The following is a 24,158-nucleotide window of genomic DNA, read 5'->3' as shown; positions in this document are numbered from 1 at the left end:
GCCGCCGCTTATGCTAATGCAATTATGAGACGGCATTTGAAATAATTTATAAACACGAATAAGTGGAGGGTAAAAAATGGCAAAAATGTTTTATGACGCGGACTGTAATCTGGGTCTTCTCGATGGTAAGACTGTGGCAATTATGGGCTATGGTAGCCAGGGACACGCGCATGCTTTGAATTTGAAGGAAAGCGGTGTCAATGTTGTCGTTGGTCTGCGCCCTTCGAGCGCAAGCTGTGAGAAGGCGACGGCGGCAGGGCTGAAGGTTATGCCGGTAGCAGAAGCGGCAAAGGCTGCGGATTTCGTCATGATGCTGCTGCCCGATGAGAAACAGGCCGATATCTATGCCGAGGAAATTGCGCCAAACCTTGTCCAGGGCAACGTGTTGATGTTTGCACACGGTTTTAACATTCATTTTAAGCAGATTGAAGCGCCCAAGGGTGTCGATGTCATCATGGTTGCACCCAAAGGCCCCGGCCACACCGTCAGAACCCAGTATCAAGAGGGCCGAGGCGTTCCCTCGCTCATTGCCGTCCATCAGGATGCAAGCGAAAAAGCACGTGAGTATGCGTTGGCTTACGCTTGTGGTATCGGTGCAGGCAGGGCGGGCATTATTGAGACCACCTTCAAGGAGGAGACCGAAACCGATCTGTTTGGTGAGCAGGCCGTGCTCTGCGGCGGTGTGACCGAGCTGATGAAAGCGGGCTTTGATACACTGGTCGAGGCGGGTTACGCCCCTGAGATGGCCTACTTCGAGTGCGTGCATGAGATGAAGCTCATCGTCGACCTCATCAATTCCGGTGGCTTTGCCATGATGCGTTACTCCATCTCCGATACCGCCGAATATGGCGACTATCGCACCGGCAAGCGCATCATTACCGAAGAGACTCGCAAGGAAATGAAGAAGGTACTCAATGAAATTCAGACCGGAACCTTTGCGTCTGAGTGGATTTCTGAAAACCGTGCGGGCCGCCGTGCCAAGTTCTTGGCTACCCGCCGCATGGAAGCTGCGCATCCCGTCGAGATTGTCGGCGCTCAGCTGCGTAAGATGATGAGCTGGCTTAAAAAATAAGCTGGAATACAGCGTCCTTTCAAGGGCCACGGAGCAAGTGCTCTGTGGCCCTTTTAGTCGGTACGATTGTTTTGATAGCTGAATTTTGGCTTGACAAAGGCAATGTTTTACTTGCGGAACAATAGCGGTTATGCTATAATAACTTTAATAATAGTTCTTACATCAGCAGGATATCCAACGGTTTTTTCGTTGAGACAACCGCTTTTATCGGACAATTTCTTTAGTTTTTTCAGGCAATGGCGTCGGAAGAGAGTTTTTGTCTTTTCAAAAGCTCTGCCGGCGTTTTTTTATCAGTATCACAGGACAGAAGGGAGAACAGCATGCAGACAAAAAAGCTCAAATTTACCAAGATGCACGGCTGCGGTAATGATTATATCTACTTCAACTGTTTCGAGCAGCAAATAGAAAACCCCGAGGCTTTAAGCATTCGCCTATCCGACCGGCATTTCGGCGTCGGTGGCGACGGTGTTATTCTGATTTGTCCTTCGGATAAAGCCGATGCGCGAATGCGCATGTTTAACGCCGACGGTAGTGAGGGAAAAATGTGTGGTAACGGCACGCGCTGCATCGGCAAATACATTTATGAGCGAGGTATAGCAAAAAAACCGGTCGTGACGCTGGAGACGCTCAGCGGAATCAAAACGCTGGCACTGACGGTAGAGGAAGATGTCGTGACTGCTGTTCAGGTGGATATGGGTGCACCGATTCTTGAGCCGGAGAAAATTCCGATTAAGCTAAAAGGCGACCGAGCAGTGAATGTCGAGCATATGCTAGCCGGAAAACTGCAAAAGTTCACCTGTATTTCGATGGGCAACCCACATTGCGTGATTTTTACTGAGAATATCGATGCGCTCGATCTTGAAAAAATCGGTCCTGCCTACGAAAATGACCCCATCTTCCCTGAAAAGGTCAACACAGAGTTTGTCGAGGTGATTGACGAGCATACCCTGAAAATGCGTGTATGGGAGCGCGGCAGTGGCGAGACGCTAGCCTGCGGTACTGGTGCCTGCGCAACGGCAGTAGCGGCGGTATTGTGTGGTTACTGCAAAATGGATACCGATATTACCTTAAAACTGCGCGGAGGTGATCTTTTGATCCGCTACACCGGCGAGACGGTGCTGATGACAGGCCCCGCAACTGTCGTTTTTGAAGGAGAAGTGTTGGCTTAAACCAGCCTTTAATGCTGAATATTGTCAGCACTGGTGTGATTTATCGTTCTATCAACTACCCGCAGTGCGAACATCGGTTTTCGTATCGGGTAGAACTATACATATTTTAAAGGAGGCAGATTTAGTCTATGAAGCTAAACGTAAACTACGATAACCTCAAGGACAGCTATCTTTTTTCAACCGTTGCCCGCAAGGCCAGAGAACACAGCGCAGCACACCCCGATGCCGACATCATCAAACTGAGCATTGGTGACGTTACGATGCCGCTGGCTCCAGTTGTGGTACAGGCCATGAAGAATGCTGCCGACGAGATGGGGAATAAAGAGCACTTTCGCGGCTACGGCCCCGAGCAGGGCTATGATTTTCTCAAGGAAGCAATTGCTGCTTATTACGCCGAGGAGATGAAGGTTACGCTCTCGCTGGACGAAATTTTTATCAGCGATGGCGCAAAGAGCGACCTTGGTAATATTCTTGATCTGTTTGATGCCGATAACACCGTGTTGGTACCCGACCCGGTTTATCCGGTCTATGTCGACACCAACGTCATGGCGGGTCGTCGTATCAAGCTGATGGATGCGACGTCAGAAAATGGATTTTTGGCGATGCCCGACCCGGCTGTTGACGCAGATATTATTTACCTCTGCTCCCCGAACAACCCCACAGGATCAGTCTATAACCGCGCGCAGCTCGCGGAGTGGATCGCCTACGCCAAGCAGAAGAATGCCGTCATACTCTTTGACGCAGCTTATGAGTGCTTTGTCTCCGACCCCGCGCTGCCCCGCAGCATCTTTGAGGTTGAGGGCGCCAGAGACTGTGCTATCGAATTCTGCTCCCTTTCAAAAACTGCCGGCTTTACCGGCACCCGCTGTGGCTACACCATTGTACCGATGGAGATGCTGGGCGGCAAGATGAACAAGATGTGGCTGCGCCGTCAGACGACCAAGTTCAACGGCGTCCCCTATGTGACCCAGCGCGCAGCGGCGGCGGTATTCTCCCCCGAAGGCAGAAAGCAGATCAAAGCAAACATCGATTATTACCGCGAAAATGCCAAGATTATTGGCGACGGACTGCGCGAGATGGGCATTCGCTTTGTCGGTGGCGAGAATTCCCCCTACATCTGGATGGAGTGCCCCAACGGCATGGATTCCTGGGCGTTCTTTGACCACCTGCTTGAAACTGCACATGTCGTGGGAACCCCCGGTGCGGGCTTTGGCCAGAATGGCGTTCACTACTTCCGCCTGACCGCCTTTGGTGACCGCGAAAGAACGAAGGAAGCTATTGCAAGAATGAAAAAGGCCGTGTTATAATAGCCAAAAGCGGTTGTTATAACGGGCAAAATGGTTCGCCGAATAGTGTTGCTTTTTGAGAAGAGTATATCTTGCAACGCCCGGCACCAAATTGATTATTATAGCCTGTCAATGGTTATGACGGGATGCTGCGGGATACGCAAACACCGTGTATTCTGCAGTGTCCCGTTTTTGTTTTTGTGGAAGGGAATTTTGTAACATGCAGTCGGCAATTATTGTAGCACATCAGGTCATAATTATGTTTTTGCTCACTATGGTGGGCGTTTTTTGCAGCAAAAAGGGGCTTCTTACTGAAAGCGTTGCACGTTACTTAAGCACTTTTCTGCTTAATATTGCGCTGCCCAGCGTTATGCTTTCATCGCTTTATCGTCCCATGCAATATGAGTTGTTGGCGGGTTTTGGCTTAACCTTTTTGCTGGCCGTCCTCCTACACTTGTTGGCGATTTTGGCCTCTCGGTTGTTGATCTGTACCCGCGATGGACAGGCCTGCCGCACCGAGCGATTCGGGGTCATATATGCCAACGCTGCCTATATGGCTATTCCGCTGATTCGGGCAACACTGGGCGAGGAAAGCACATTTTTTGCCACAGCTTTCGTCTCAGTCTTTTTGTTGTTTCACTGGACGCAGGGTGTTCTTGAGCTTGGCGGCAGCGTCAACCCCAAAAAGCTGCTATATAATCCGTGTATTCTATCGGTAATACTGGGCTTACTCATCTTTGGTTTTCAGATACCGATTCCCGGCCCGGTTATCGACACCGTGCGGTTGCTTGGCGGCCTGACGACACCGCTTTCGATGATTATTACCGGCGTATTTTTAGCTGACCTGAAGCTCGATGACCTTAAAAGTCTGCGCATGTATTGGGCGGCTCTGCTGCGCACTATCATCGTACCGCTGGCCGGCATTGCCATTGTTGTGGCATTAGGCGCTTCAGACTGGTTTGTCGGGGCAGAGATAGCCTGTCTCGCGGCGGTATATTGTTTTTCTTGCCCAACAGCCGTGTCGGTGATTTTGCTGAGCGCTTCTCTGGGCAAAGATGTTTTATACCCCAGCAGTCTTGTGGCAGTCACCACGATGATATCACTGGTGGCACTGCCGGTTATCGCTGTTGTGGCAAATACGCTGTTGGTGTAATTCTTGGGGGCTTTCCCACCCCGGGAATGACGCTTAACGCGTGCAAGTTTTCGGATAGCCGATAAATTATGAATCAAAGCAGCTGGCCGTATATGCCCGAAGAACTTATAAAAAACAGCCGACAGTACGCATTTAGTGGTACTGTCGGCTGTTTGACAATCTAGATCAGCGGTAGATAATATGCTCGCGTGCCGGGCCGGTAGAAACGTAGGTGATGGGATAACCGAGAGCCTTTTCAACATACTCAATATATTTGCGTGCATTTTTGGGCAGCTGCTCATATTCGGTGATGCCCATAATATCGCACTTCCACCCATCGAGCACCTCAAAGACTGGCTTTGCGCGGTCAAGCTTGGGTGTGCAAGGGAAGTCAGTAGTGATCTCACCGTCAATCTCATAGGCGGTGACCACCGGAATTTTATCCAGATAACTCAGCACGTCAATTAACGTCAGCGCCACATCAGTGGTGCCCTGTACCATACAACCATAGCGCGACGCGACAAGGTCAAGATAACCGACGCGACGGGGTCTGCCAGTGGTTACGCCGTATTCATTACCAGCCTCACGTAGCTGGTGCGCCTCGTCGCCCGAAAGCTCGCAGACGAATGCGCCCGCGCCCACGCAGGAGGAATATGCCTTAACAACAGTAACAACGTTGGAGATGGCGCAAGGAGAAATACCCGCGCCAACGGTTGAAAAGCCCGCAAGCGGTGAAGATGATGTTGTGAACGGATAGATGCCGTGATCGGGGTCGCGCAGCGCACCCAGCTGGCCTTCCATCAGAATAGTCTTGCCTTCGGCAATAGCCTGGTTTAAAAATTTAGCGGTATCGGTTACCATAGGGGCCAGCCGATCGGCAAAGCCGCGCAGATAATCAAACAACGCTTTGGGGTCGAGCGGAGACTGGTGATAAACCGCGTCGAGAATCAGGTTTTTATAGTCACACAGCGCGGTCAGGCGCGCCATCAGGCGCTCTGGCTCATATAGCTCACAAACCTGAAAGCCCACCTTAAGATACTTGTCGGAATAAAACGGTGCAATACCTGATTTAGTAGAACCAAAGCTATTAGCGCCAAGACGCTCTTCCTCAAGGGTGTCAAATTGTGCGTGAAACGGCATCAGAAGCTGCGCGCGGTCAGAGACCAGAATATTAGGCTTAATGCCCATTTCAAGCAGCGCGTCATACTCTTTAAAAAACTTGGCGAGGTCAAAGGCAACACCGTGGCCGATGACGTTGGTGACATGCTCATAGCAGACACCCGACGGCAAAAGATGCAGCGCAAATTTTCCTTTGTTGTTTACGATGGTATGCCCCGCATTTGCACCGCCCTGAAAACGGACGACAATATCGGAGTCCGCTGCGAGCATATCGGTCATTTTACCCTTGCCCTCATCGCCCCAGTTGCCGCCAACGATAGCCTTTACCATTAAAAAAACCTCCCAATTGGTTTACATTCCATGTAGTTTGAATAAGCTTAACTCAAACAAAGTCTATTATAACACATTATTCAGAGATTTGGCTATAATTCAAATAAAAAACCGGTACAACTATGGGGTTGATATGGGTTTTGTTTTGTGCAGAAGTGTGGTATAATCGTACAACAGTCATTGAAGATTTCAAAATGGAACCGAACGACGGGGGCGCGCTATGCAGTACTTAAATGGAAAGCGTTATTACACCATGGCGCAGTACTGCCGTGAACGGTTCGGTAGTCGAATTGTTAAGATTTCGTTGAACTCTGGCTTGAGCTGCCCCAACCGCGACGGGGTTAAAGGGACAGGGGGCTGCACCTTTTGTTCAGGCGGCACAGAGGCCGCGTTGGCGCAATTACCTTTGTCGGCGCAGTATCATGCAGGTCTCACTACCGTCGATAAGTGGCGGGGTGCAAAGCCGGTGGCCTATTTTCAAAGCTTTTCAAATACTTATGCACCCATCGAGCGGGTTGAAGCGCTGCTTAATGAAGCGATTGCGTTACATCCCGCTGGTATTCGTTTGGCGACCCGCGCCGACTGTATTGACCGTGATATGGCCGAACTTTTGGTACGCTTTTCCGAAAAAACGGTGCTGGAACTGGAACTGGGATTGCAAACGGTACACGATGCGACGGCTCAAGCTATTAACCGTGGACATACTTTTGAAGAGTTTTGTTCGGGATTTAGACTCTTAAAACAGCGTAAGATTTATGTTTGTGTTCACCTGATTAACGGCTTGCCGCAGGAGACGCCCGACATGATGCTGACCTCGGCCAAAATACTGGCCGCGCTTAGGCCAGATGGGATTAAGCTGCACATGCTACACGTGCTTTCTGGCACACCATTGGCGGAGATTTACCGGCAGCATGCTTTCCCATTGCTTTCACAGCAGGAATATGTTGCGGTGGTTTGTAGCCAGTTGCGATATTTTCACCCTGAAACCGTCATTGAACGGTTGACTGGGGATGGGGATAGAAGGACGCTGATCGCTCCGATTTGGACAAGGAACAAGCGCAGTGTGTTAAACGCCATTGATGGCGCTCTGGCGCACCAAAATATCTGGCAGGGCGATTTATGGGAGGACAGGTAAACGATGATAGGCATTTTGCAACTGGCAAAGGACAGGCTGACCGAGAACGCCAACCCGCAGGGTACCTATGTGGATTTCACCATGGGGCGTGGGCGGGACACGCTGTTTTTGTGCCGGCTTGCGCCACAGGGTAGGATATACGCCTTTGATATACAGCAGGCGGCGCTCGATCAGACCGCCGAACTGCTTTTGCAAAACAACATCGATAATGCGACACTTATTCTTGATAACCACGACCGATTTGCCGATTATGTGCCGGGAAAAATTGACGGCGGCCTATTTAACCTGGGCTTTTTACCGGGAGGCGACCGTAGTGTCACCACACAGCGCGGTTCGACTGTCACTGCCGTCCGCCTTGCCATGCAAGCACTCAAACGCGGTGGTGCGCTGGGTGTGGCGGTATACCCTGGGCACGAGGAGGGGCGCCTTGAAGGTGAAACACTTCAAAACTACTTTGCCAGTGTAGATAAAAAAGAATTCGACATCTTTATCTATCGCCTGCTCAATGTTCCGGACTCACCCTATATGATGATAATAGAGCGGCACTGATTGTGCGTGGCAATTTTGGCGCTTGCTGATGACGGAGGAAGAACATAATGGCGTATAATGGTGACACCAACCCTGAAAAAGGCACGGTAGCTTCTGAGGCTGGTATGCCACAGGAGAATTCCACGATTTCAGGAAGTGCCTCCCCGCGTTTTCTGGTCAATATCATAAATAAGCGTGAGCTAGTGCTTTTAGAGGAACTACTCACTCACAATGCGGTACAGTACGTTGTCCGTAATGGGTCACGCAAGAGTAGGCGGTCAGCCAACACTGGGTTTTCGATGCTGGGGAAGGATATTTTTGTGGACAGCCATCACTACGATCGTGCTAAAGCGCTGTTGGCAGATTATTATCTGGGTGGCGAGCAGGCTACTGCGGATACCAATACGGTTCCAGCTGCGCGACGTCAGCAGATACAATCTATTCGTATAAAGCGCTATCCCCTCAAACAGTTGGTCTTATGGCTTGTGCTGGCGACCGTGGGGTATTCGGTGCTTTTCGCGCTATGGATGAGAATGATGAAATAGTTAAAGCGGCATGGAGATTCCATGCCGCTTTTATATTGCCTTTTATTTTTTCATGAGTGTGACCATCACCGCTTTTTGCGCGTGTAGGCGGTTTTCCGCTTCATCGAAAATTTCGTTGGCGTGTTCCTCTAAGACGTCGGCGGAAATTTCTTCGCCGCGGTGCGCGGGTAGACAATGCAGCACAATTGCGCCGGCGTGCGCCACAGACATTACCGTTTTGTTGATTTGGAAGCCCGCAAATGCTTCCTCGCGTATTTTCTGTTCCGACTCCTGACCCATTGAGGCCCACACATCGGTGTAAAGTATGTCGGCGTCAGCCGCGCCCTGCATCGGATCCTGCGTCCATTCAAAGCCGGGATACGCCTTGGCGAACTCCATAATCACCGGATCGGGCGCGTACGCCTTGGGGGTTACCACACTGACCTTCATGCCGGTTTTAAGGCCGCCGACAATTAACGAGTTGGCCATGTTGTTGCCGTCCCCGATAAAGCAGAGTTTTTTGCCTTCCAGCGTCTTGTGATACTCTCGGATGGTTTGCAGGTCGGCGAGCACCTGGCAGGGATGGGCAAAATCGGTCAGCGCGTTGATGATCGGGATGCTGCCGTGCTGAGCAAACGCCTCAACTTCTTGCTGTGCAAAGGTGCGGATCATGATACCGTCTAGATAGCGCGAGAGCACGCGCGCGGTGTCCTCTACCGGTTCGCCACGGCCAATCTGTAAATCGCGCGAGGACAAAAATAATGCCTGACCGCCGAGCTGATACATGCCGACCTCGAACGAGACCCGGGTGCGGGTCGAAGATTTCTGAAAAATCATGCCCAGTGTCTGACCGCTTAAAATCGGGTGGGGGATATTATGTTTCTTTTCATATTTCAACTTGTCGGCCAAATCTAAAAGTCCGATAATCTCTTCAGCTGAAAGATCGAGTAATTTTAGCAGATGTTTCATGCGTTGCCGGCCTCCTCGAAAACTTCAAGCAGTATTGCGAGACCTTGCTCTAGTTCTGCATCGGTGATGACCAGCGGCGGTAACAGACGAACTTTTTCGTGCGCGGTAAGCACGATCAACCCTTTTTCAAGGCACTTTGCGACAATTTCTTTCGAAGTACCCTTTTTCGGCATGACACCGATCATCATGCCCATTCCGGTGATCGACTCAACATTCGCACACTTTTCAATGGCGTCGGTCAATTTCTTGCCCTTGCGGGTGACATCGGCTAAAAAGGCGTCGGTCAGGCGGTTTAAAACGACGTTTGCACCCGCGCAGGCGATGGGATTCATGCCAAACGTCGATCCGTGGTCGCCCGGTGCAAACGTCTCGGCGGTCTTTTCACCAAACAGTACCGCGCCGATAGGCAGGCCGCCCCCAAGGCCCTTCGCCGAACTGACGATATCGGGCTGAATATCAAAGGCCTGAAAGCTGTAGAAATATCCGGTGCGGCCAATGCCGGTCTGAACCTCGTCAACCAGTAGCAGGATATCTTTTTCAGTGCAGAGTGCCGTGATCTTTTTGACAAAGTCGGCATCGAGCGGAATGACGCCGCCCTCGCCCTGCACCATTTCCATCATGATAGCGGCGGTCTTGTCGCTGACCTTTGAAACGACGTCATTAAAATTGTTGGCCTCAGCATAGACGAATCCGGGTGTAAAGGGATCGAAGTTAACGTGCATCGATACCTGACCGGTGGCTGCCACTGTAGTGATGGTGCGCCCGTGGAAGGAGTTGATCAGAGTGATAATTTCATACCGCTCTTTGCCGTATTTGGCCTGAGCGTACTTTCTGGCGGCTTTGATCATACCCTCGTTGGCTTCGGCGCCAGAATTGCCAAAGAACACCTTCTTCATTCCCGACTTTTCGCACAGCTGCTTGGCTGTCAATGCGCCGGGAGCGGTGAAATAAAGATTTGAAATATGCGCAAAACAGGAAGCTTGTTCCGAGACGGCCTTGACCCACTCGGGGTCAGCGAAACCGAGAGAGTTAACGCCGATGCCGCTGGAAAAATCGATGTAGCTTTTGCCATCAAAATCTTCACAGGTGGAACCCTTGCCACATTTTAGCGCAAAATTAGCGCGGCCATAGGTGTGGGCGACATAAGTTTGGTCAAGTTCCTTGATTTCCGAGAAGGTCATATTGAATCCTCCTTATAAATCATGGTGCCGATGCCCTCATCGGAGAGCATTTCGATGAGTATGGCGTGTACGATTCTGCCGTCGATGATGGCGGCCTTGGTGACGCCCTCGTTTAGCGTATCGACACAGCACAGAATCTTAGGGATCATGCCGCCGGCGATGACGCCTTTTTCAATCAGCTCGGGCACCTCGCTGGGAGAGACGGTGGGAATCAGCGTGTTCTCGTCGTTCTTATCCATAAGCAGGCCGCGGACATCGGTCATGAGGATTATGTTCTCGGCCTTGAGGGCACTGGCCACATAGCAGGCCATCGTATCGGCGTTTATGTTATAAGTTACACCGTTTTCGTCCGAACCAATGCTGGTGATAACGGGAATATAGCCCGCATCGAGCAGGTCGGTAATCGGTTTGGGGTCAACTTTGGTCATCTCGCCAACAAAGCCGTAATCAACTTCATCTTCCATCTTCTTGACAGTCAACATACCGCCATCTACGCCACATAGGCCCATGGCGCGGCCGCCCTGCGCGTTGATCTGCGCGACGAGGTCTTTGTTGAGCTTGCCCGCCAGCACCATCTGGGCGACGTCGCGAGTCTCCTCATCGGTATAACGCAAGCCGTTAATGAATTTGGACTCTTTGCCGATCTTCTTGAGCAGACCGGTGATCTCGGGGCCGCCGCCGTGCACTAGCACTACCTTGATGCCGATGCAGGAGAGCAGCACAATATCGCCCATAACAGCCTCTTTAAGCTCACTGTTGGTCATGGCGTTTCCGCCGTATTTAACGACAACGGTTTTGCCGTTATATTTTTGGATGTAGGGGAGTGCCTGGCTTAAAATTTCAGCCTTTTGTGCGGTAGTAGTCTGAGACATTAGAAAATCCTCCGTTCGTATGTTTCTCTTAATTCTAGTCGGTTAAACATTTATAGCCCGGTTGCTTCATCAAGCCCCAGCGCAATGTTCATGTTCTGAACCGCTGCACCTGAAGCGCCCTTGCCCAAATTATCAAGACAGGCGGCCAGCAGTACGCGCTCGTCGTTACCACAGACAAAAATTTGCAGATAGTTGGTGTCCGCCAGCGTGTTGGACGGCAGGAAGCCGCTATTAAGTACGCCCTCTCCCATGAATGGCATCACCTTAACAAAGTGTTGGCCGTCATAGTATTCCGACAGGGTCTCATGTATTTGCTGTGCGGAAAGCTTTTTATTCAAAAGTTTGGTGTAAAGCGGTACCGAAACGGTCATGCCCGCATAAAAATCGGCAACAGCGGGGTTGAAGATGGGGGTGTCGGTAAGGCCGGAAAGCACCTTCATCTCTTTTTGGTGTTTGTGCGACTGGGTCAGACCATACTGACGAACCGCATCATATTCCGCCGCGCGGTCGGGCTCAGCGTAAGCGGCGATCATCTTTTTTCCGCCGCCGGAATAACCCGATATTGCGTGACAGACAACGGGATAATCGGCAGGCATAATACCCAATTTTACCATTGGATGAACCAGGCCAATAAAGCCAGTGGCATAGCAACCCGGGTTCGCAATTCGATGCGATTGACTGATTTGCTTGCGCTGTTCAGACGAAAGCTCCGGGAAGCCGTATACCCATGCGGGATTGACTCGGTGTGCAGTGGAAGCGTCAATAACCTTGACATGGTCGCTTTCGACGAGAGAAGCGGCTTCAATCGCCGCGTCGTCAGGCAGGCAGAGGAAGGTGACGTCGGAGGCATTGATGAGTTTTTTGCGTTCGGAAACGTCCTTGCGCTTACCCTCGTCAATCAGCAGGATTTCTAAATCACTTCGCCCCTCAAGGCGGTCAAATATTTTTAATCCTGTCGTGCCTTCTTTTCCGTCAATGAATACCTTGAATTTCATGAGCGAAGCCCCCTTTTTTAATATAACAGGCCGTAGGCCTAAACATTTGTCTCAGAATTTAAAGCCTATTTAATATGGTTTATTAGCGTCTATAGCAGTAAGGCGTGTTTTAAGCTCGGCAATCTGTGCCTTGACGGCATTGGGAGCCGGCCCGCCGATCACGTTGCGCTGTTCGACGCAGGTCTGAAGATCGATTGCGTGGTATAAATCAGCTGAGAAAATTTTACTAAGGCCCTTGTAGGCGTCGAGCGGCAGGGTTTCCAGTGTACAACCGCGCTCAATGCAAAGCTTAACCAAAAACCCGGTAATCTGATAGGCCTCGCGGAAAGGCACCCCTTTTTTGGTGAGATAGTCGGCACAGTCGGTAGCGTTGATAAAGCCTCTGGCAGCTGCGGCTCGCATGTTTTCTTTCTTCACCGTCATGGTTTCCAGCATGGGGATGAAGGTGCTAAGGCAGAGACGGGTTGTCTCGATGCTATCAAAAATAGCTTCCTTATCTTCCTGCATATCCTTGTTATAGGCCAGTGGAAGACCCTTGAGCATCGTTAAAAGCGTCAAGAGATCGCCATTGACTCGCCCAGTTTTGCCACGAATCAGTTCGGTGATGTCGGGGTTCTTTTTCTGCGGCATAATTGAGGAACCGGTTGCAAAGGCGTCGTCAAGTTCAATGAACCGAAATTCAGACGTACACCAGAGGATGATCTCTTCGGAGAAACGCGAGAGGTGAGTCATAATCAGTGAAAGAGCAGCGGCTGCCTCGACACAGAAATCGCGGTCAGAAACGCCATCCAAACTGTTCTGTGTCACGCCGCCCGAAAAGCCCAGCAACTCAGCGACCATCTTGCGGTCAATGGGGTAGGTGGTGGAAGCAAGCGCGCCGGAGCCTAGCGGCATGACATCCATACGGCGGCAGCAGTCGTTTAAACGACCCAAGTCACGTGTAAACATCTGGGCGTAGGCCATGATGTGATGGGCAAAGGTGATGGGTTGCGCCACCTGAAGATGGGTGTAGCCCGGCATAACCGTGTCAAGGTTCTGCTCGGCTTTGATCAGAATTGCATCAATTAGACGGTACACTTGTGTATAGATGTCAGAAAGCTGCTTTTTTAAGTACATTCTGATATCCAATGCCACCTGATCGTTGCGGCTTCTGGCGGTGTGAAGACGCTTGCCTGGGTCACCAATACGTTCAGTTAGCACCTGCTCAACAAACATGTGGATGTCCTCGGCGGTAAAATCGAACTGCAGTGCACCGGAATCAAGATCGGTCAATATACCCTTGAGGCCTTGGACGAGGGAGTCGGCATCCGCCTGCGGAATAATGCCGCATTTGCCCAGCATGGTGGCGTGGGCAATGGAGCCTGTAATGTCTTCGTGGTACATCACATGGTCATACGCAATTGAGGAGTTGAAGTCGTTGACACCGGCATCCAATTCCTTGCTAAACCGGCCAGACCACATTTTCATATAAATACCCTCCTGAAAAAGGATTAAAACCTATAAAAGAAAGTTTTAATTAATTATTAAGACAAGAGAAGCCCTGCCCTACATTGCGGTGACAGGGCTTCTGGTTGTGAAGCGATGTTTTTAATTATTTACCCAGCTTTTCAGCCAACTTTGCCTGAACTTTCAGCGGCAGGCCGAATAGGTTGATGAAGCCCTTGGAATCCATCTGATCGTAGACTGTATCTTCGCCGAAAGTTGCAATCTCTTCGGAATAAAGGCTGTATGCGCTGGTGGTGCCGGCGCCCATAATGTTGCCCTTGTAAAGCTTGACTTTAACCTCGCCGGTGACATTCTTTTGGGTGGAGTCGACAAAGGCAGAAAGCGCCTCACGCAAAGGGGTATACCACTGACCGTTGTAAACCAGATCAGCAAACTTGAGTGCGACCTGCTGTTTGTAGTGCATCGTTTCTTTGTCGAGGCACAGGCTTTCAAGTTGTTCGTGCGCAAAATAAAGAATTGAACCGCCGGGGGTCTCATAAACGCCACGGCTCTTCATGCCAACGAGACGATTTTCGACCAAATCGGTGATGCCAACGCCGTTTTCGCCGCCGACCTTGTTGAGGTACTTGATGATGTCGGCTGTTGTCATCTTCTCGCCGTTAACAGCAACGGGCGCACCCTGCTCAAATGAGATGGTGACATAGGTGGGCGCATCGGGCGCTTTTTCGGGAGAAACGCCAAGCTCGAGAATCTTGTCATACTGCGGCTCGTTCGCCGGATCCTCCAAATCGAGACCTTCGTGCGAGAGGTGCCAGATATTTTTGTCCTTAGAGTAATTCGTCTCACGGTTGATGGTCAGCGGAATGTTGTGCGCCTCGGCATAGGCAATTTCGTCCTCGCGGCTCTTGAGCTCCCAGGTGCGCCACGGGGCGATGATACCCATATCAGGGGCGAACGCCTTGATGGTCAGCTCAAAACGAACCTGATCGTTGCCCTTGCCGGTGCAGCCGTGCGCAATAGCGTCGGCGCCCTCGGCCTTCGCGATCTCTACAATGCGCTTAGCGATAATTGGGCGGGCAAACGAAGTACCCAGCAGATATTTGCCCTCATAGACAGCACCAGCCTTGAGGGTGGGAACAATGAAGTCGTCGCAGAACACATCTACGAGATCCTCTATATAAAGTTTAGAAGCGCCGGTCTTGATCGCCTTTTCGTTCAATCCGTCAAGCTCTGCACCTTGCCCAACATCCGCTGCAACGGCGATAACCTCGCAACCATAGTTCTCTTTCAGCCACGGAATAATAACCGAGGTATCAAGACCGCCCGAATATGCAAGAACTACCTTTTTATACTGACTCATGATAAGCATCCTCCATAAATTGCTTTGTTTGAAGCTCTATGATTAATAATTATACATATTTTTTGCAAAAAGAAAAGGGGGTAAAGCATAATTATTCGATCTTGTATTGAATTTTGTATTAATCTCTAAAAAGACTGTGAAATTAGCATTATTTCTAGATGTGTTTACTTGTTTAGCGCATCTGATCTCATGGATTGTCAGTTTTAAAAGCGATATATGCTTTAATATATACTCTTTTAGCACGATTTACAACGACGTGGCACCAGAACCAATATGAATATATACATTGAAATGGTATACAACCGGACAAGTACGGATCACTTCTTTATATAGTAATCAATTTACATTATTGACATTGCAATTTAAAATATTAAAATAGAATTGTATAATCCATTGAAAACTTTTAGTTATCGCGGTATAATAATGAAAATATGTTACAATCTTTCCTCGAATGAAGGTGATGGTTTGGACGAGGGAATTAAAAGACTAAAAAAACTGTTGTTTTCGCGCACTTTAATTGTCTCGGTGCTTGTGATAGGACAGATTTTAATTTTATTGCTGTTTATCCTCAGACTTTCGCGCTATTTTGCCGCCATGTATGGCGTTTTTATGCTAATTTCTGCCATTGTAACGCTTGTGGTGGTTAATAAGGAGGTTAATCCCTCTTATAAACTGGCTTGGATTATCCCCATTATGATGTTTCCGCTTTTTGGCGGATTGTTCTATTTGATTTTTGGGAATACACATTTAAGCAAAGGTTTGTCGCTGCGTATGCGCCGGGTTGAGGAGCGTATGAATCTTAGGCAGGCGCAGACTTCCGAAGCGCAAGCTCTGCTCAAAACGCTGCCTCAATCCCTGCAAAAACAGTCAAATTATATTTTCAATGCAGGTTATCCGGCTTATTGTGGCACCCAAACGCGCTATCTCACTCCGGGTGAGCGAAAGTTTGAAGCGATGCTTGAGGCACTTGAAAGCGCACAACGTTATATCTTTTTGGAATACTTCATCATCGAAGAAGGCGTTATGTGGGACAGCATTTTAGCGGTGCTGGAGCGTAAGGCCAAAGAGGGCGTTGAGGTTCGCGTTATCTACGATGGCTTTGGCTGTCTACTAACGCTTCCAGACAACTATTTTGAGGTGCTGCGCCAAAAGGGAATCAACTGTATTGAGTTTAACCCGTTGATTCCAGTGGTCACACTGTTGATGAATAACCGTGATCACCGTAAAATCTTGGTCGTAGATGGGCGCATTGGTTTCATGGGCGGTGTGAACATCGCAGATGAGTATATCAATGCTATCGATCGTTTCGGGCATTGGAAGGATGCTGCCGTGCAACTAACAGGAGACGCGGTGTGGAGTCTGACGGCAATGTTCCTTTCCATATGGGATGCCGTTACCGGTGAGGACACACAGGAAGAGCTGTACTACACCCCACCAATGGCAGAGGGAAAACCCAACGGTATCGTTCAGCCCTATTCCGACACACCCCTTGACAGTGAGCAGGTTGGCGAAATGGTTTATCTCAACATCATAAACCGCGCAAACAAATATGTCTACATCTACACACCCTACCTCATTGTTGATAACGAGACGGTGACAGCACTGCTGTTAGCAGCCAAAAACGGGGTGGATGTCCGCATCATTACCCCACACCAGGGTGATAAATGGTACGTGCACATGGTCACCCGCGCCTATTATGCGCAGCTTGTGCGCGGAGGGGTCAAGATCTATGAATATACACCCGGATTTATCCACGCAAAAACCTTTGTAGCCGATGATGAAGTTGCCACAGTCGGTACCATTAATCTTGACTATCGCAGCTTTTACCTACATTTTGAGTGTGGCGTGTGGATGGCGCAGACAGATGCGGTGTGCGATATCCGGGCTGATTTTTTAGAGACGCTGAAGCTCTGCGAGCCAATTACCGCCGATAGTAAGCAGTTAAAATCCGGCTGTGTACTGCGGTTGGTCAGCGCGGTGCTGCGGCTGTTTTCGCCTTTAATGTAAATCAATAAGCCAATAGATGGCATCTAAATTTAAAGGAGGCATGCCTTGTGAAAAGAAACCTTGGTACGGATAAGACAACGCGTTCCAATCAGTCTTCTGAAAAAATGCTTACAATATTAGAGCGCATGTCCGAGCAGGATGAACCGATACGTTTACAGGATATCTCCCGCTTGGTTGGGATGAACGAAAGCACAGCACTGCGCTATATAGCCACGCTGCAAAAGAGCGGGTATGTGGTGCAGGATTCCGACACGGGGCGGTATTCGCTTACCTATAAGATTTGTGCGGTGGCCGCCAATGTGTCTAGCCGCAAAAATATCCGAAATATCTGCTCGCCATACCTGCGCTCGATTGCACAAATCTTCTCAGAGTCGGCCAACGTTGCCGAAGAGCATAACATGATGGTGGTGTATATTGAGGCTATCAGCGGCCCGCGTCAGCTTTTGATGACCACTCGCCGCGTGGGTAACGTTTCTCCCATGCACTGTACCGCGGTGGGCAAGCTGTTGTTGCTCAATTACAGCCAGCAGCAGCTTCAGCAATATATTGCAGCCAAGGGGCTGCCGGCGCTCACCGACCACACTATTACAGAGTCTGGCCGCCTGTTTGCCGAACTGGATAAGGTCCGGGCACAAGGCTATGCCTTTGATAACGAGGAATATGAGCCGGGTGCCAGATGCGTGGCCGCACCTATCTATGACTATACCGGCAATATTATTGCGGGCCTTAGCGTCAGTGGTCCAATCACCCGTATGACCGATGAACATATTTACGAAAAACTCCCCTTCTTGCTCGACGCGGCGCAGCAGATTTCGTTGCGAATGGGCTACGAAGGGCGCCTGTTGCGGTGATATCTCAAACTGAATAAAAAAGCTCCGCCCTGGTTGGTCAAGCACGGAAACGCGCTGACGCCAGGGCGAAATTATGTAAAATTTCCATCGTATCGGCAATAATTCCATACAATATTGACACTTTTGTGGTAGAATAAAAGCTATAGATGGTATGTGCTTGACGCTGCAATTTAATATTTGGTTTTGATTGGAACATAGCACGAAAAAATGGACCGGGCTTTGTCGTGGTCTTATTGCATATGTATATACCAGATGTTTGGAGGAAATAGATGAAAAAGACAGGTGTTCTAAAACTGACAGTATTGGTGCTGCTGCTTTCGCTTTCTGCAATCGGATTATTTTGGGCAACCGCAAATATGGACTTGCAAAGCATTTATAATGGGGGCGGCTCTTCTGAGTCGGCGCAGGTATTGGTTGCATCTTCTGGTGTGCCTGATTCTGAGCCGGAGCCTCAACCTGAGCCGGAACCTTCGAAGCTGCATTTTATGGCGGCAGGCGACAATCTGATTCACGACAACATATATAAACAGGCGGCGGCGCGCGTCGGTGGCAACGGCTTTGATTTTGACCTGCCCTATGAACATGTCGCCGGGCTATTTGAAGACGCTGATATTGCATTTATTAACCAAGAGACCATTATAGCCGAGAATATTTACCCGCTTTCGGGTTATCCGTTGTTTAACTCCCCCGAGGCGGTGGGCGACAAGATTGTGGATATGGGTTTTAACGTGGTGTGCATGTCCAATAATCACATGTTTGACATGGGTGAACCTGGTTTGATTGCTGCAATGGATTTTTGGGGTGCTAAGCCGGATGTACTTTCTATGGGGGCATGGCGTACTGAAGAAGATATGCAGCAGCCTGTTACAATTGAAAAGAATGGTATTACCATCGGTTTCGTGCCAATCACCGAACATACAAACGGCTTGAAGCTGCCTGCCAAAACACCGCTGCGCTTCATTCGCTCGGACGAATATGATCTGATGAAGCAGCAGGTGGAGCTGGCCCGCGCCAACAGCGATTTTGTGGTGGTGTCGATTCACTGGGGCACTGAAAACAGCAATAACACCAACGACAATCAGCTTGAGTTATCGCAGATGTTTGCAGATTGGGGCGTCGATTTGGTGCTGGGGCACCATTCCCACACATTGCAGCCGATGGAGTGGCGAACCGGGCAAGGCGGTAATCGCATGCTGGTGGTCTATTCTCTAGGCAACTTCATTTCGAGCATGCTCGACCCGCAGAACATGCTGGGTGGTGTGCTTGATCTGGACATCGAAAAGGATCCAAAGACAGGTGAAACGACGATCACCCGGGCTAAGATGAATCCCATTGTCACACAGTATGATACCACCGGGCGCAAAGATGTGCGCATTTATCCGTTCATCGAATACACCGATGAGTTGGTCAAAAAGCACGGAATGACGCAGTGGCACGGTCAGTTCTCTCAAACGTATCTGTCCGGTATCATCAAAAAGAATATTCCGACTGAGTTTTTAAATGACGATGTTTTGACGAAAATAGGTTAAAGCAAGGCCTCTGAGCTGAATACAGCTCGGAGGCCTGTTTATATGCGCAATGAAGGCGACACCAATAAGTTTTATAGCACTTCCTTTAACAGCGCGGGGTCGACGTTCCCGCCCGAGATAACAAAGCAAACATTTTCGTCTGGGCGGACATTGAGCTTTTTGGAAAGTGTAGCGGCAACCGGCATCGAGGAAGAAGGCTCGGCTACAACCTTAGCGGCGGAAACAGTCAGTTTCATAGCAGCGCGAATGTCGTCGTCGGTAACGGAAACCAGCGCGTCTACCAGTTGTTCAATCATTTCAAAGTTGTCCGGGTCGGCGTGGTCTGTGCGGGTGCCGTCGGCAATTGTATCGACATTATCAAGCCAAATCGGTTTTTTTGCTCTGCGGCTGGCGCTATATCTGGGCGCCCCTGCCGGTTCTGTTCCGACGATCCGGATGCCGGGTTTAATCATCTTGGCAGCAGTCGCAATGCCTGAGAGCATGCCGCCACCTCCTACCGGCGCCACAATGGTGTCAATATCAGGCGCATCCTGCAAAATTTCAATGGCAATGGTGCCCTGACCGGCTCTGACATAGTCATTTGCGTAAGGGTGAATAAGGGTTCGTCCCTCCTGCTGCACCAGCGCATTAGCCTTTTCGTCGCGCTCGCTTGAGCGGGTTCCGGCCAGCAGTACCGTTGCGCCGTAGGACTTTGTTCCCGCTAGTTTGACAGGATTAACATTTTCGGGCATAACGATCACAGCGTTCAGGCCTAAAATCTTGGCGGCGCAGGCGACCCCCTGTGCATGGTTGCCGCTGGAACAGCAGACTACGCCGTTCTTTTTCTGTGAATCGGATAAGCAGAGCATAGCGTTGAGAGCGCCCCGTATTTTAAAGGAACCTGTAATCTGCAGATTTTCGGGCTTGAGATAGACCTTGCATCCTAGTGTGGCATCTAAAGCGGGAACACGCAGCAGCGGTGTGTGGGCGATATAGGAGGAAATTCTTTCTTTCGCCTCCAATACATCCTGAAAAGTAATCATATGAACAGCTCCTTTTCATTTTTAATTTACATAAATGGGGCGAGCATGACCAATAGGGCTAACCCCGCCGATAGGTGCGCGTTATTTTTTTCAGACGCTCAACTACCTCTGGATTTAAAGCATCTGACCGAACGCGCCATGACCAGTTCTGGCACCCTGTGGTACCCGGGAAATTTACCCGTGCATCCGCCCCCAAACCAAGAATATCCTGAAGCGGAGCGATGGCTAAACGGCTTGGAGACATCCAAGCACCGCATACAGCGCCCCATCCAAAGCCCTCATCTGAACGTAGGCGAAGATAATCGAGGGCAAACGCCTGTGCCTCGGAGTTTGCTTCAGCAAACAGCCACTGCACAAAGGTTGGGGTATCGTGAGTACCGGTGTATATTACGGAATCAACCGGGCAATTGTGGGGCAGGTAGGCACTGTTTTCGGCTGGGTCAAAAGCATAAACCAGAACCTTCATGCCGGGCAGCCCTGATTGAGAAATAAAATTTCGGGCGGCTTCATCCAAATCCCCCAAATCCTCGGCGATAAGCGCTAGATCGGGAAACTGTTGGGACAAAAAGTCTATCAGAGGCTGGCCGGGTCCCTTTTCCCAGTGGCCTTCTAAAGTGCTATGTGCCTGAGCCGGGATGGACCAGTAAGTGTGGAACCCGCGAAAGTGGTCTATTCGAACCATATCGTAGAGCAGTGCGGCATTTTTTATTCGCCCGGCCCACCATTGAAAAAGGGCATCCCGCTGATTTTCCCAATCATACAAGGGGTTGCCCCAGTGCTGCCCCTTGTCGGAGAAAGTGTCCGGTGGAACCCCTGCCACATGAGTTGGCGTAAAATTTTCATCAACTTGAAAAAGAGCGGGCTCTGACCAAACCTGAGCACTGTCGGCTGAAACATAGATTGCAATATCACCCATAATGGTGATGTTACGTGCTTGGGCATAGTGCCTAAGCGCACCCCACTGACGGAAAAAGTGGTACTGTAGAAAAACCTGAAAATCAATTTCGTCGTAAAGCCGGATGCGATATTGCGCCAGTGTTTCGGGATCTCGAAGACGTGCGGCCTTATCGGGCCACCGGTTCAGTGGGCAACCAAAATGTTGGCTGAGAGCGCAAAAAAAGGCGTGGTCGGGCAGCCAGCTAGCTTGCTGCTCCAGAAAAGTGGAACGAGCTGCCGTGTTGCTGTCCCGCGACCAGGCTTTCTTTAACAGTGGATAGCGATTTTCACAAAGCCAGATATAGTCCACGTGGTCGGGGTCAGAAAAGCGAGCAGCAGCCAAATCTTCCGGCGTAAGCAGCCCTTGTTCTGCCAGATCCTCCAAGTCCAGCATCAAGGGGTTGCCAGCAAATGCGGAGGGAGACATATAAGGGGAGTTGCCACTTCCGGGCGGAACCATAGGGAGAATCTGCCAGACTTTCTGGCCGGCAGCTGCAAGAAAATCGATAAATTCGTGGGCGCTTTTTCCCAATGTCCCAATGCCGTAATCACCGGGAAGAGAAAAAACAGGGAGCAAAACACCGCTGGAACGTCCCTTCATTGGAAAGCCTCCAATCAAACTTAGCTGAAAATATTATACATTCTGTGAGAAAGAAAGGCAATGGGAAGAGACCATAACTGTCTATTTATACGAAAAAGTTTTGTTTTCATAAATCAAAAAGAAAAAGCCCCTGACAAAAGTCAACGGCTTTTTTGCTGAGCAATAAGTGTATAATTGTTCATCACTTTTTTGGCAGTGTATTTGAACTATCACGGAAGGTTATGCTTATAATTTTCAATAAAAATGAAACCTAATTAAAGCTTGCACACTGGTCTGATATATTTAAAATGCCGTTCAGGATTAAAATAAAAGTAAATTAATCTACCGGGGGAAGTGTCAAAGCAGTAATCCGTACTTGCAAAATCAAAAGTTGCCATTGCCTTTTCCATCTTTTCCTCCACACTACGATTTTCCTGCTCATAATCGAATGGCCCATGCTCAAAAACAATATACTCGGCTTCGGGAACATCAATCATAAGCATTTGTGATGGCACTTCACCTTTATAATCAAAAGGAAGACGTACACCATAACACTCTGTACGTGGAATACCCCAATCGCAGAGTCTACCATCCGGGTCATTAATGTACGCCATAATCTGACCGCTGCCGCCGTTAGATTCGCTCCCACCATCGTCATCCAATTTGCCCTTGATACTATCGAGTAAGCCACAAATTGTTTCGCAGTCCTGTCCCGGAATAAGACTTTGCTTTTGCCAAAAATCCCAATAGCCATTACTCTCATAGTTTTTTATGTGCAAAAATTTGTGTGCGGGAATGGTTACAAAATAAATTTTAACATCATCTGTAGATTTCATCATACCAATCTCTCCAAGTCCTAAAAAGTAGCGATCGAAAGGGTTTATTTTTGTACGAAGAACGACAGGTTTCGGCTTTTTTCGGTATTCACTTGGAGTTACACCATATGATCCCTTGAAAGCTCTGGTAAAAGCCTCATGTGATGAAAAACCATAATCAAAAGCAATATCCAAAATGCTTTTTTCACTATCCCGAACCTCTTTTAGTGCAAAGGCTAACTTTCTCAGCCGCAGATAATCTCTAAAAGGCATACCTGATATTTCCTTAAATTTTCTGGTAGTATGAAATTCAGAATAACCCAACTTGTGAGAAAGAAACCGTAGCGTTAATGGTTCATCGTGATGATGTCTGATACACTCGTCAATTTCATCAACAATTATTTGAATATTTTTGTGCCACTCGTACATTCGTCTGTTCACCTCGTTTCAATCACTCTATAACAATTATAACGTAATGGAAACTGCATTGCTTGATTTTACTTGCGGAAATCAATGTTTTCTTTTGTGCCAGACTAATATAATAGCATCAATAAGTAAAAGTACAGTTTAAGTGTAATAACTTAACTGTACTTTTCTTTTGGTTGAGGTACGGGACTCGATAAAATGTTTCACATTTTTAAACTCATATTCTCGTGAATTGCTCAGCCTAAAAACATTTCACCGAAATGTTTTACTTACGGCTTCGACCTTGCAGTTCGAGTCCTGTATAAAAAACCAAGGACTATACTTTCGCATAATCCTTGGTTTTGGTCGGAGTGAGGAGACTCGAACTCCTGGCCTCTTGGTCCCGAACCAAGCGCGCTACCAAACTGCGCTACACCCCGATGTTATTAAAACGTAAACTGCCAAAACAGCCTAATAAATATACCATAGTCACAGTGCAAAAGTCAATAGGCTATCCGGTGATCAACGGTATATTTATAACAGAAATGTCTTGGATAAAAGTTGTTAGGCGTTTGATAAGGTAGGACATGGCAGAACAAAATTATTTGTAAAAATCTTTTAAAACCGCTCTAAAAGTACAGTTATCACGAACCAGTACAGAAAACGCGATAAGTTCACCAATGGCATGGTGAGCCTAGAGAATACCAGTGGAAAGCGCTAGTCGCAATACCGAGGGAGTCCTATTCCAGTAAACTAGTTCTGGCTAGCGCTCCATAGTTCTTATGAGCTAAGTCATCGAAACAGATGGTTTTCATATCAGTAAGATTATGTCAAGGCTCGCACAACATCCACTAAAGCGGGGTTGCAAAAGCTTTTTTGTTAACCCGCGCCGATA

General features: G+C 49.1%; 20 protein-coding genes and 1 tRNA gene. 10 read left to right on the top strand and 11 right to left on the bottom strand.

Annotated elements, in window-relative coordinates; translation table 11 throughout:
• Positions 1–76 precede the first annotated feature (76 nt).
• The 4 genes from ilvC (at position 77) to RBH76_07230 (ending at position 4,680) form a co-directional block, all read left to right on the top strand.
• Entirely contained in the window at positions 77–1,072 is a 996-nt protein-coding gene (gene ilvC / locus RBH76_07245; protein WMJ82535.1) for a ketol-acid reductoisomerase, read from the top strand.
• A gap of 320 nt (positions 1,073–1,392) precedes the next feature.
• Positions 1,393–2,241, top strand: a complete 849-nt coding sequence (gene dapF / locus RBH76_07240) for a diaminopimelate epimerase (protein WMJ82534.1) — start codon at positions 1,393–1,395, stop codon at positions 2,239–2,241.
• Between the two features lie 128 nt (positions 2,242–2,369).
• Positions 2,370–3,548 (top strand): LL-diaminopimelate aminotransferase, encoded by a 1,179-nt coding sequence (locus RBH76_07235; protein WMJ82533.1) that lies wholly within the window; start codon positions 2,370–2,372, stop codon positions 3,546–3,548.
• Between the two features lie 199 nt (positions 3,549–3,747).
• Positions 3,748–4,680: an AEC family transporter gene (locus tag RBH76_07230; protein ID WMJ82532.1), complete on the top strand. Its 933-nt coding sequence runs from the start codon at positions 3,748–3,750 to the stop codon at positions 4,678–4,680.
• Positions 4,681–4,845: 165 nt separating this feature from the next.
• Here RBH76_07230 and RBH76_07225 read toward each other — a convergent pair whose 3' ends face one another.
• Positions 4,846–6,108, bottom strand: coding sequence for an adenylosuccinate synthase (locus RBH76_07225; protein WMJ82531.1), 1,263 nt, complete (start codon positions 6,106–6,108; stop codon positions 4,846–4,848).
• A gap of 220 nt (positions 6,109–6,328) precedes the next feature.
• Between RBH76_07225 and RBH76_07220 the strand changes: the two genes are divergently transcribed.
• The 3 genes from RBH76_07220 to RBH76_07210 are packed head-to-tail and all read left to right on the top strand — an operon-like array spanning position 6,329 to position 8,316.
• On the top strand, positions 6,329–7,243 hold the full coding sequence (locus tag RBH76_07220; protein WMJ82530.1) for a TIGR01212 family radical SAM protein: 915 nt from the start codon (positions 6,329–6,331) through the stop codon (positions 7,241–7,243).
• A gap of 3 nt (positions 7,244–7,246) precedes the next feature.
• Entirely contained in the window at positions 7,247–7,792 is a 546-nt protein-coding gene (locus RBH76_07215) for a class I SAM-dependent methyltransferase (protein WMJ82529.1), read from the top strand.
• A gap of 47 nt (positions 7,793–7,839) precedes the next feature.
• Positions 7,840–8,316 carry a hypothetical protein gene (locus tag RBH76_07210; GenBank protein ID WMJ82528.1) on the top strand — a complete coding sequence of 159 codons (477 nt, stop codon included), beginning with the start codon at positions 7,840–7,842 and terminating at the stop codon, positions 8,314–8,316.
• Between the two features lie 42 nt (positions 8,317–8,358).
• Here the strand turns inward: RBH76_07210 and argF are convergent, their stop codons facing one another.
• The 6 genes from argF to RBH76_07180 all read right to left on the bottom strand — a co-directional run bounded on the left by argF (position 8,359) and on the right by RBH76_07180 (position 15,118).
• On the bottom strand, positions 8,359–9,264 hold the full coding sequence (gene argF, locus RBH76_07205; protein ID WMJ82527.1) for an ornithine carbamoyltransferase: 906 nt from the start codon (positions 9,262–9,264) through the stop codon (positions 8,359–8,361).
• Positions 9,261–10,445, bottom strand: a complete 1,185-nt coding sequence (locus RBH76_07200) for an acetylornithine/succinylornithine family transaminase (GenBank protein ID WMJ82526.1) — start codon at positions 10,443–10,445, stop codon at positions 9,261–9,263. Before RBH76_07200 ends, argF begins: the two co-directional genes overlap by 4 nt.
• The gene (argB, locus tag RBH76_07195; GenBank protein WMJ82525.1) at positions 10,442–11,317 is read right to left on the bottom strand and encodes an acetylglutamate kinase; all 876 of its coding nucleotides are present in this window, start codon (positions 11,315–11,317) and stop codon (positions 10,442–10,444) included. The genes RBH76_07200 and argB overlap by 4 nt, the downstream gene beginning before the upstream one ends.
• A gap of 50 nt (positions 11,318–11,367) precedes the next feature.
• Entirely contained in the window at positions 11,368–12,312 is a 945-nt protein-coding gene (gene argC / locus RBH76_07190) for an N-acetyl-gamma-glutamyl-phosphate reductase (GenBank protein WMJ82524.1), read from the bottom strand.
• A 69-nt stretch (positions 12,313–12,381) separates the two neighbouring features.
• Positions 12,382–13,779 carry an argininosuccinate lyase gene (gene argH, locus RBH76_07185; GenBank protein WMJ82523.1) on the bottom strand — a complete coding sequence of 466 codons (1,398 nt, stop codon included), beginning with the start codon at positions 13,777–13,779 and terminating at the stop codon, positions 12,382–12,384.
• A 124-nt stretch (positions 13,780–13,903) separates the two neighbouring features.
• The gene (locus RBH76_07180) at positions 13,904–15,118 is read right to left on the bottom strand and encodes an argininosuccinate synthase (GenBank protein ID WMJ82522.1); all 1,215 of its coding nucleotides are present in this window, start codon (positions 15,116–15,118) and stop codon (positions 13,904–13,906) included.
• A 477-nt stretch (positions 15,119–15,595) separates the two neighbouring features.
• Between RBH76_07180 and cls the strand changes: the two genes are divergently transcribed.
• The 3 genes from cls to RBH76_07165 all read left to right on the top strand — a co-directional run bounded on the left by cls (position 15,596) and on the right by RBH76_07165 (position 19,505).
• Entirely contained in the window at positions 15,596–17,125 is a 1,530-nt protein-coding gene (gene cls, locus RBH76_07175) for a cardiolipin synthase (GenBank protein WMJ85215.1), read from the top strand.
• 47 nt (positions 17,126–17,172) lie between these two features.
• Positions 17,173–17,976, top strand: coding sequence for an IclR family transcriptional regulator (locus RBH76_07170; protein ID WMJ82521.1), 804 nt, complete (start codon positions 17,173–17,175; stop codon positions 17,974–17,976).
• Positions 17,977–18,245: 269 nt separating this feature from the next.
• Entirely contained in the window at positions 18,246–19,505 is a 1,260-nt protein-coding gene (locus RBH76_07165) for a CapA family protein (protein WMJ82520.1), read from the top strand.
• Between the two features lie 71 nt (positions 19,506–19,576).
• Here the strand turns inward: RBH76_07165 and RBH76_07160 are convergent, their stop codons facing one another.
• The 4 genes from RBH76_07160 to RBH76_07145 all read right to left on the bottom strand — a co-directional run bounded on the left by RBH76_07160 (position 19,577) and on the right by RBH76_07145 (position 23,703).
• Positions 19,577–20,527, bottom strand: a complete 951-nt coding sequence (locus tag RBH76_07160) for a threonine/serine dehydratase (protein ID WMJ82519.1) — start codon at positions 20,525–20,527, stop codon at positions 19,577–19,579.
• Positions 20,528–20,585: 58 nt separating this feature from the next.
• Positions 20,586–22,064, bottom strand: coding sequence for a 4-alpha-glucanotransferase (malQ, locus tag RBH76_07155; GenBank protein ID WMJ82518.1), 1,479 nt, complete (start codon positions 22,062–22,064; stop codon positions 20,586–20,588).
• A 254-nt stretch (positions 22,065–22,318) separates the two neighbouring features.
• Entirely contained in the window at positions 22,319–23,287 is a 969-nt protein-coding gene (locus RBH76_07150) for an AraC family transcriptional regulator (protein ID WMJ82517.1), read from the bottom strand.
• 339 nt (positions 23,288–23,626) lie between these two features.
• A tRNA-Pro gene (locus tag RBH76_07145) sits at positions 23,627–23,703 on the bottom strand.
• Between the last annotated feature and the right edge of the window lie 455 nt (positions 23,704–24,158).

The sequence above is a fragment of the Oscillospiraceae bacterium MB24-C1 genome (assembly GCA_030913685.1).
In the GTDB taxonomy this organism is placed as follows: Bacteria; Bacillota; Clostridia; order Oscillospirales; family Ruminococcaceae; genus Yanshouia.
The sequence above is the reverse complement of the archived record's forward strand: the minus strand, read 5'-3'. Positions and strand labels throughout refer to the sequence as shown.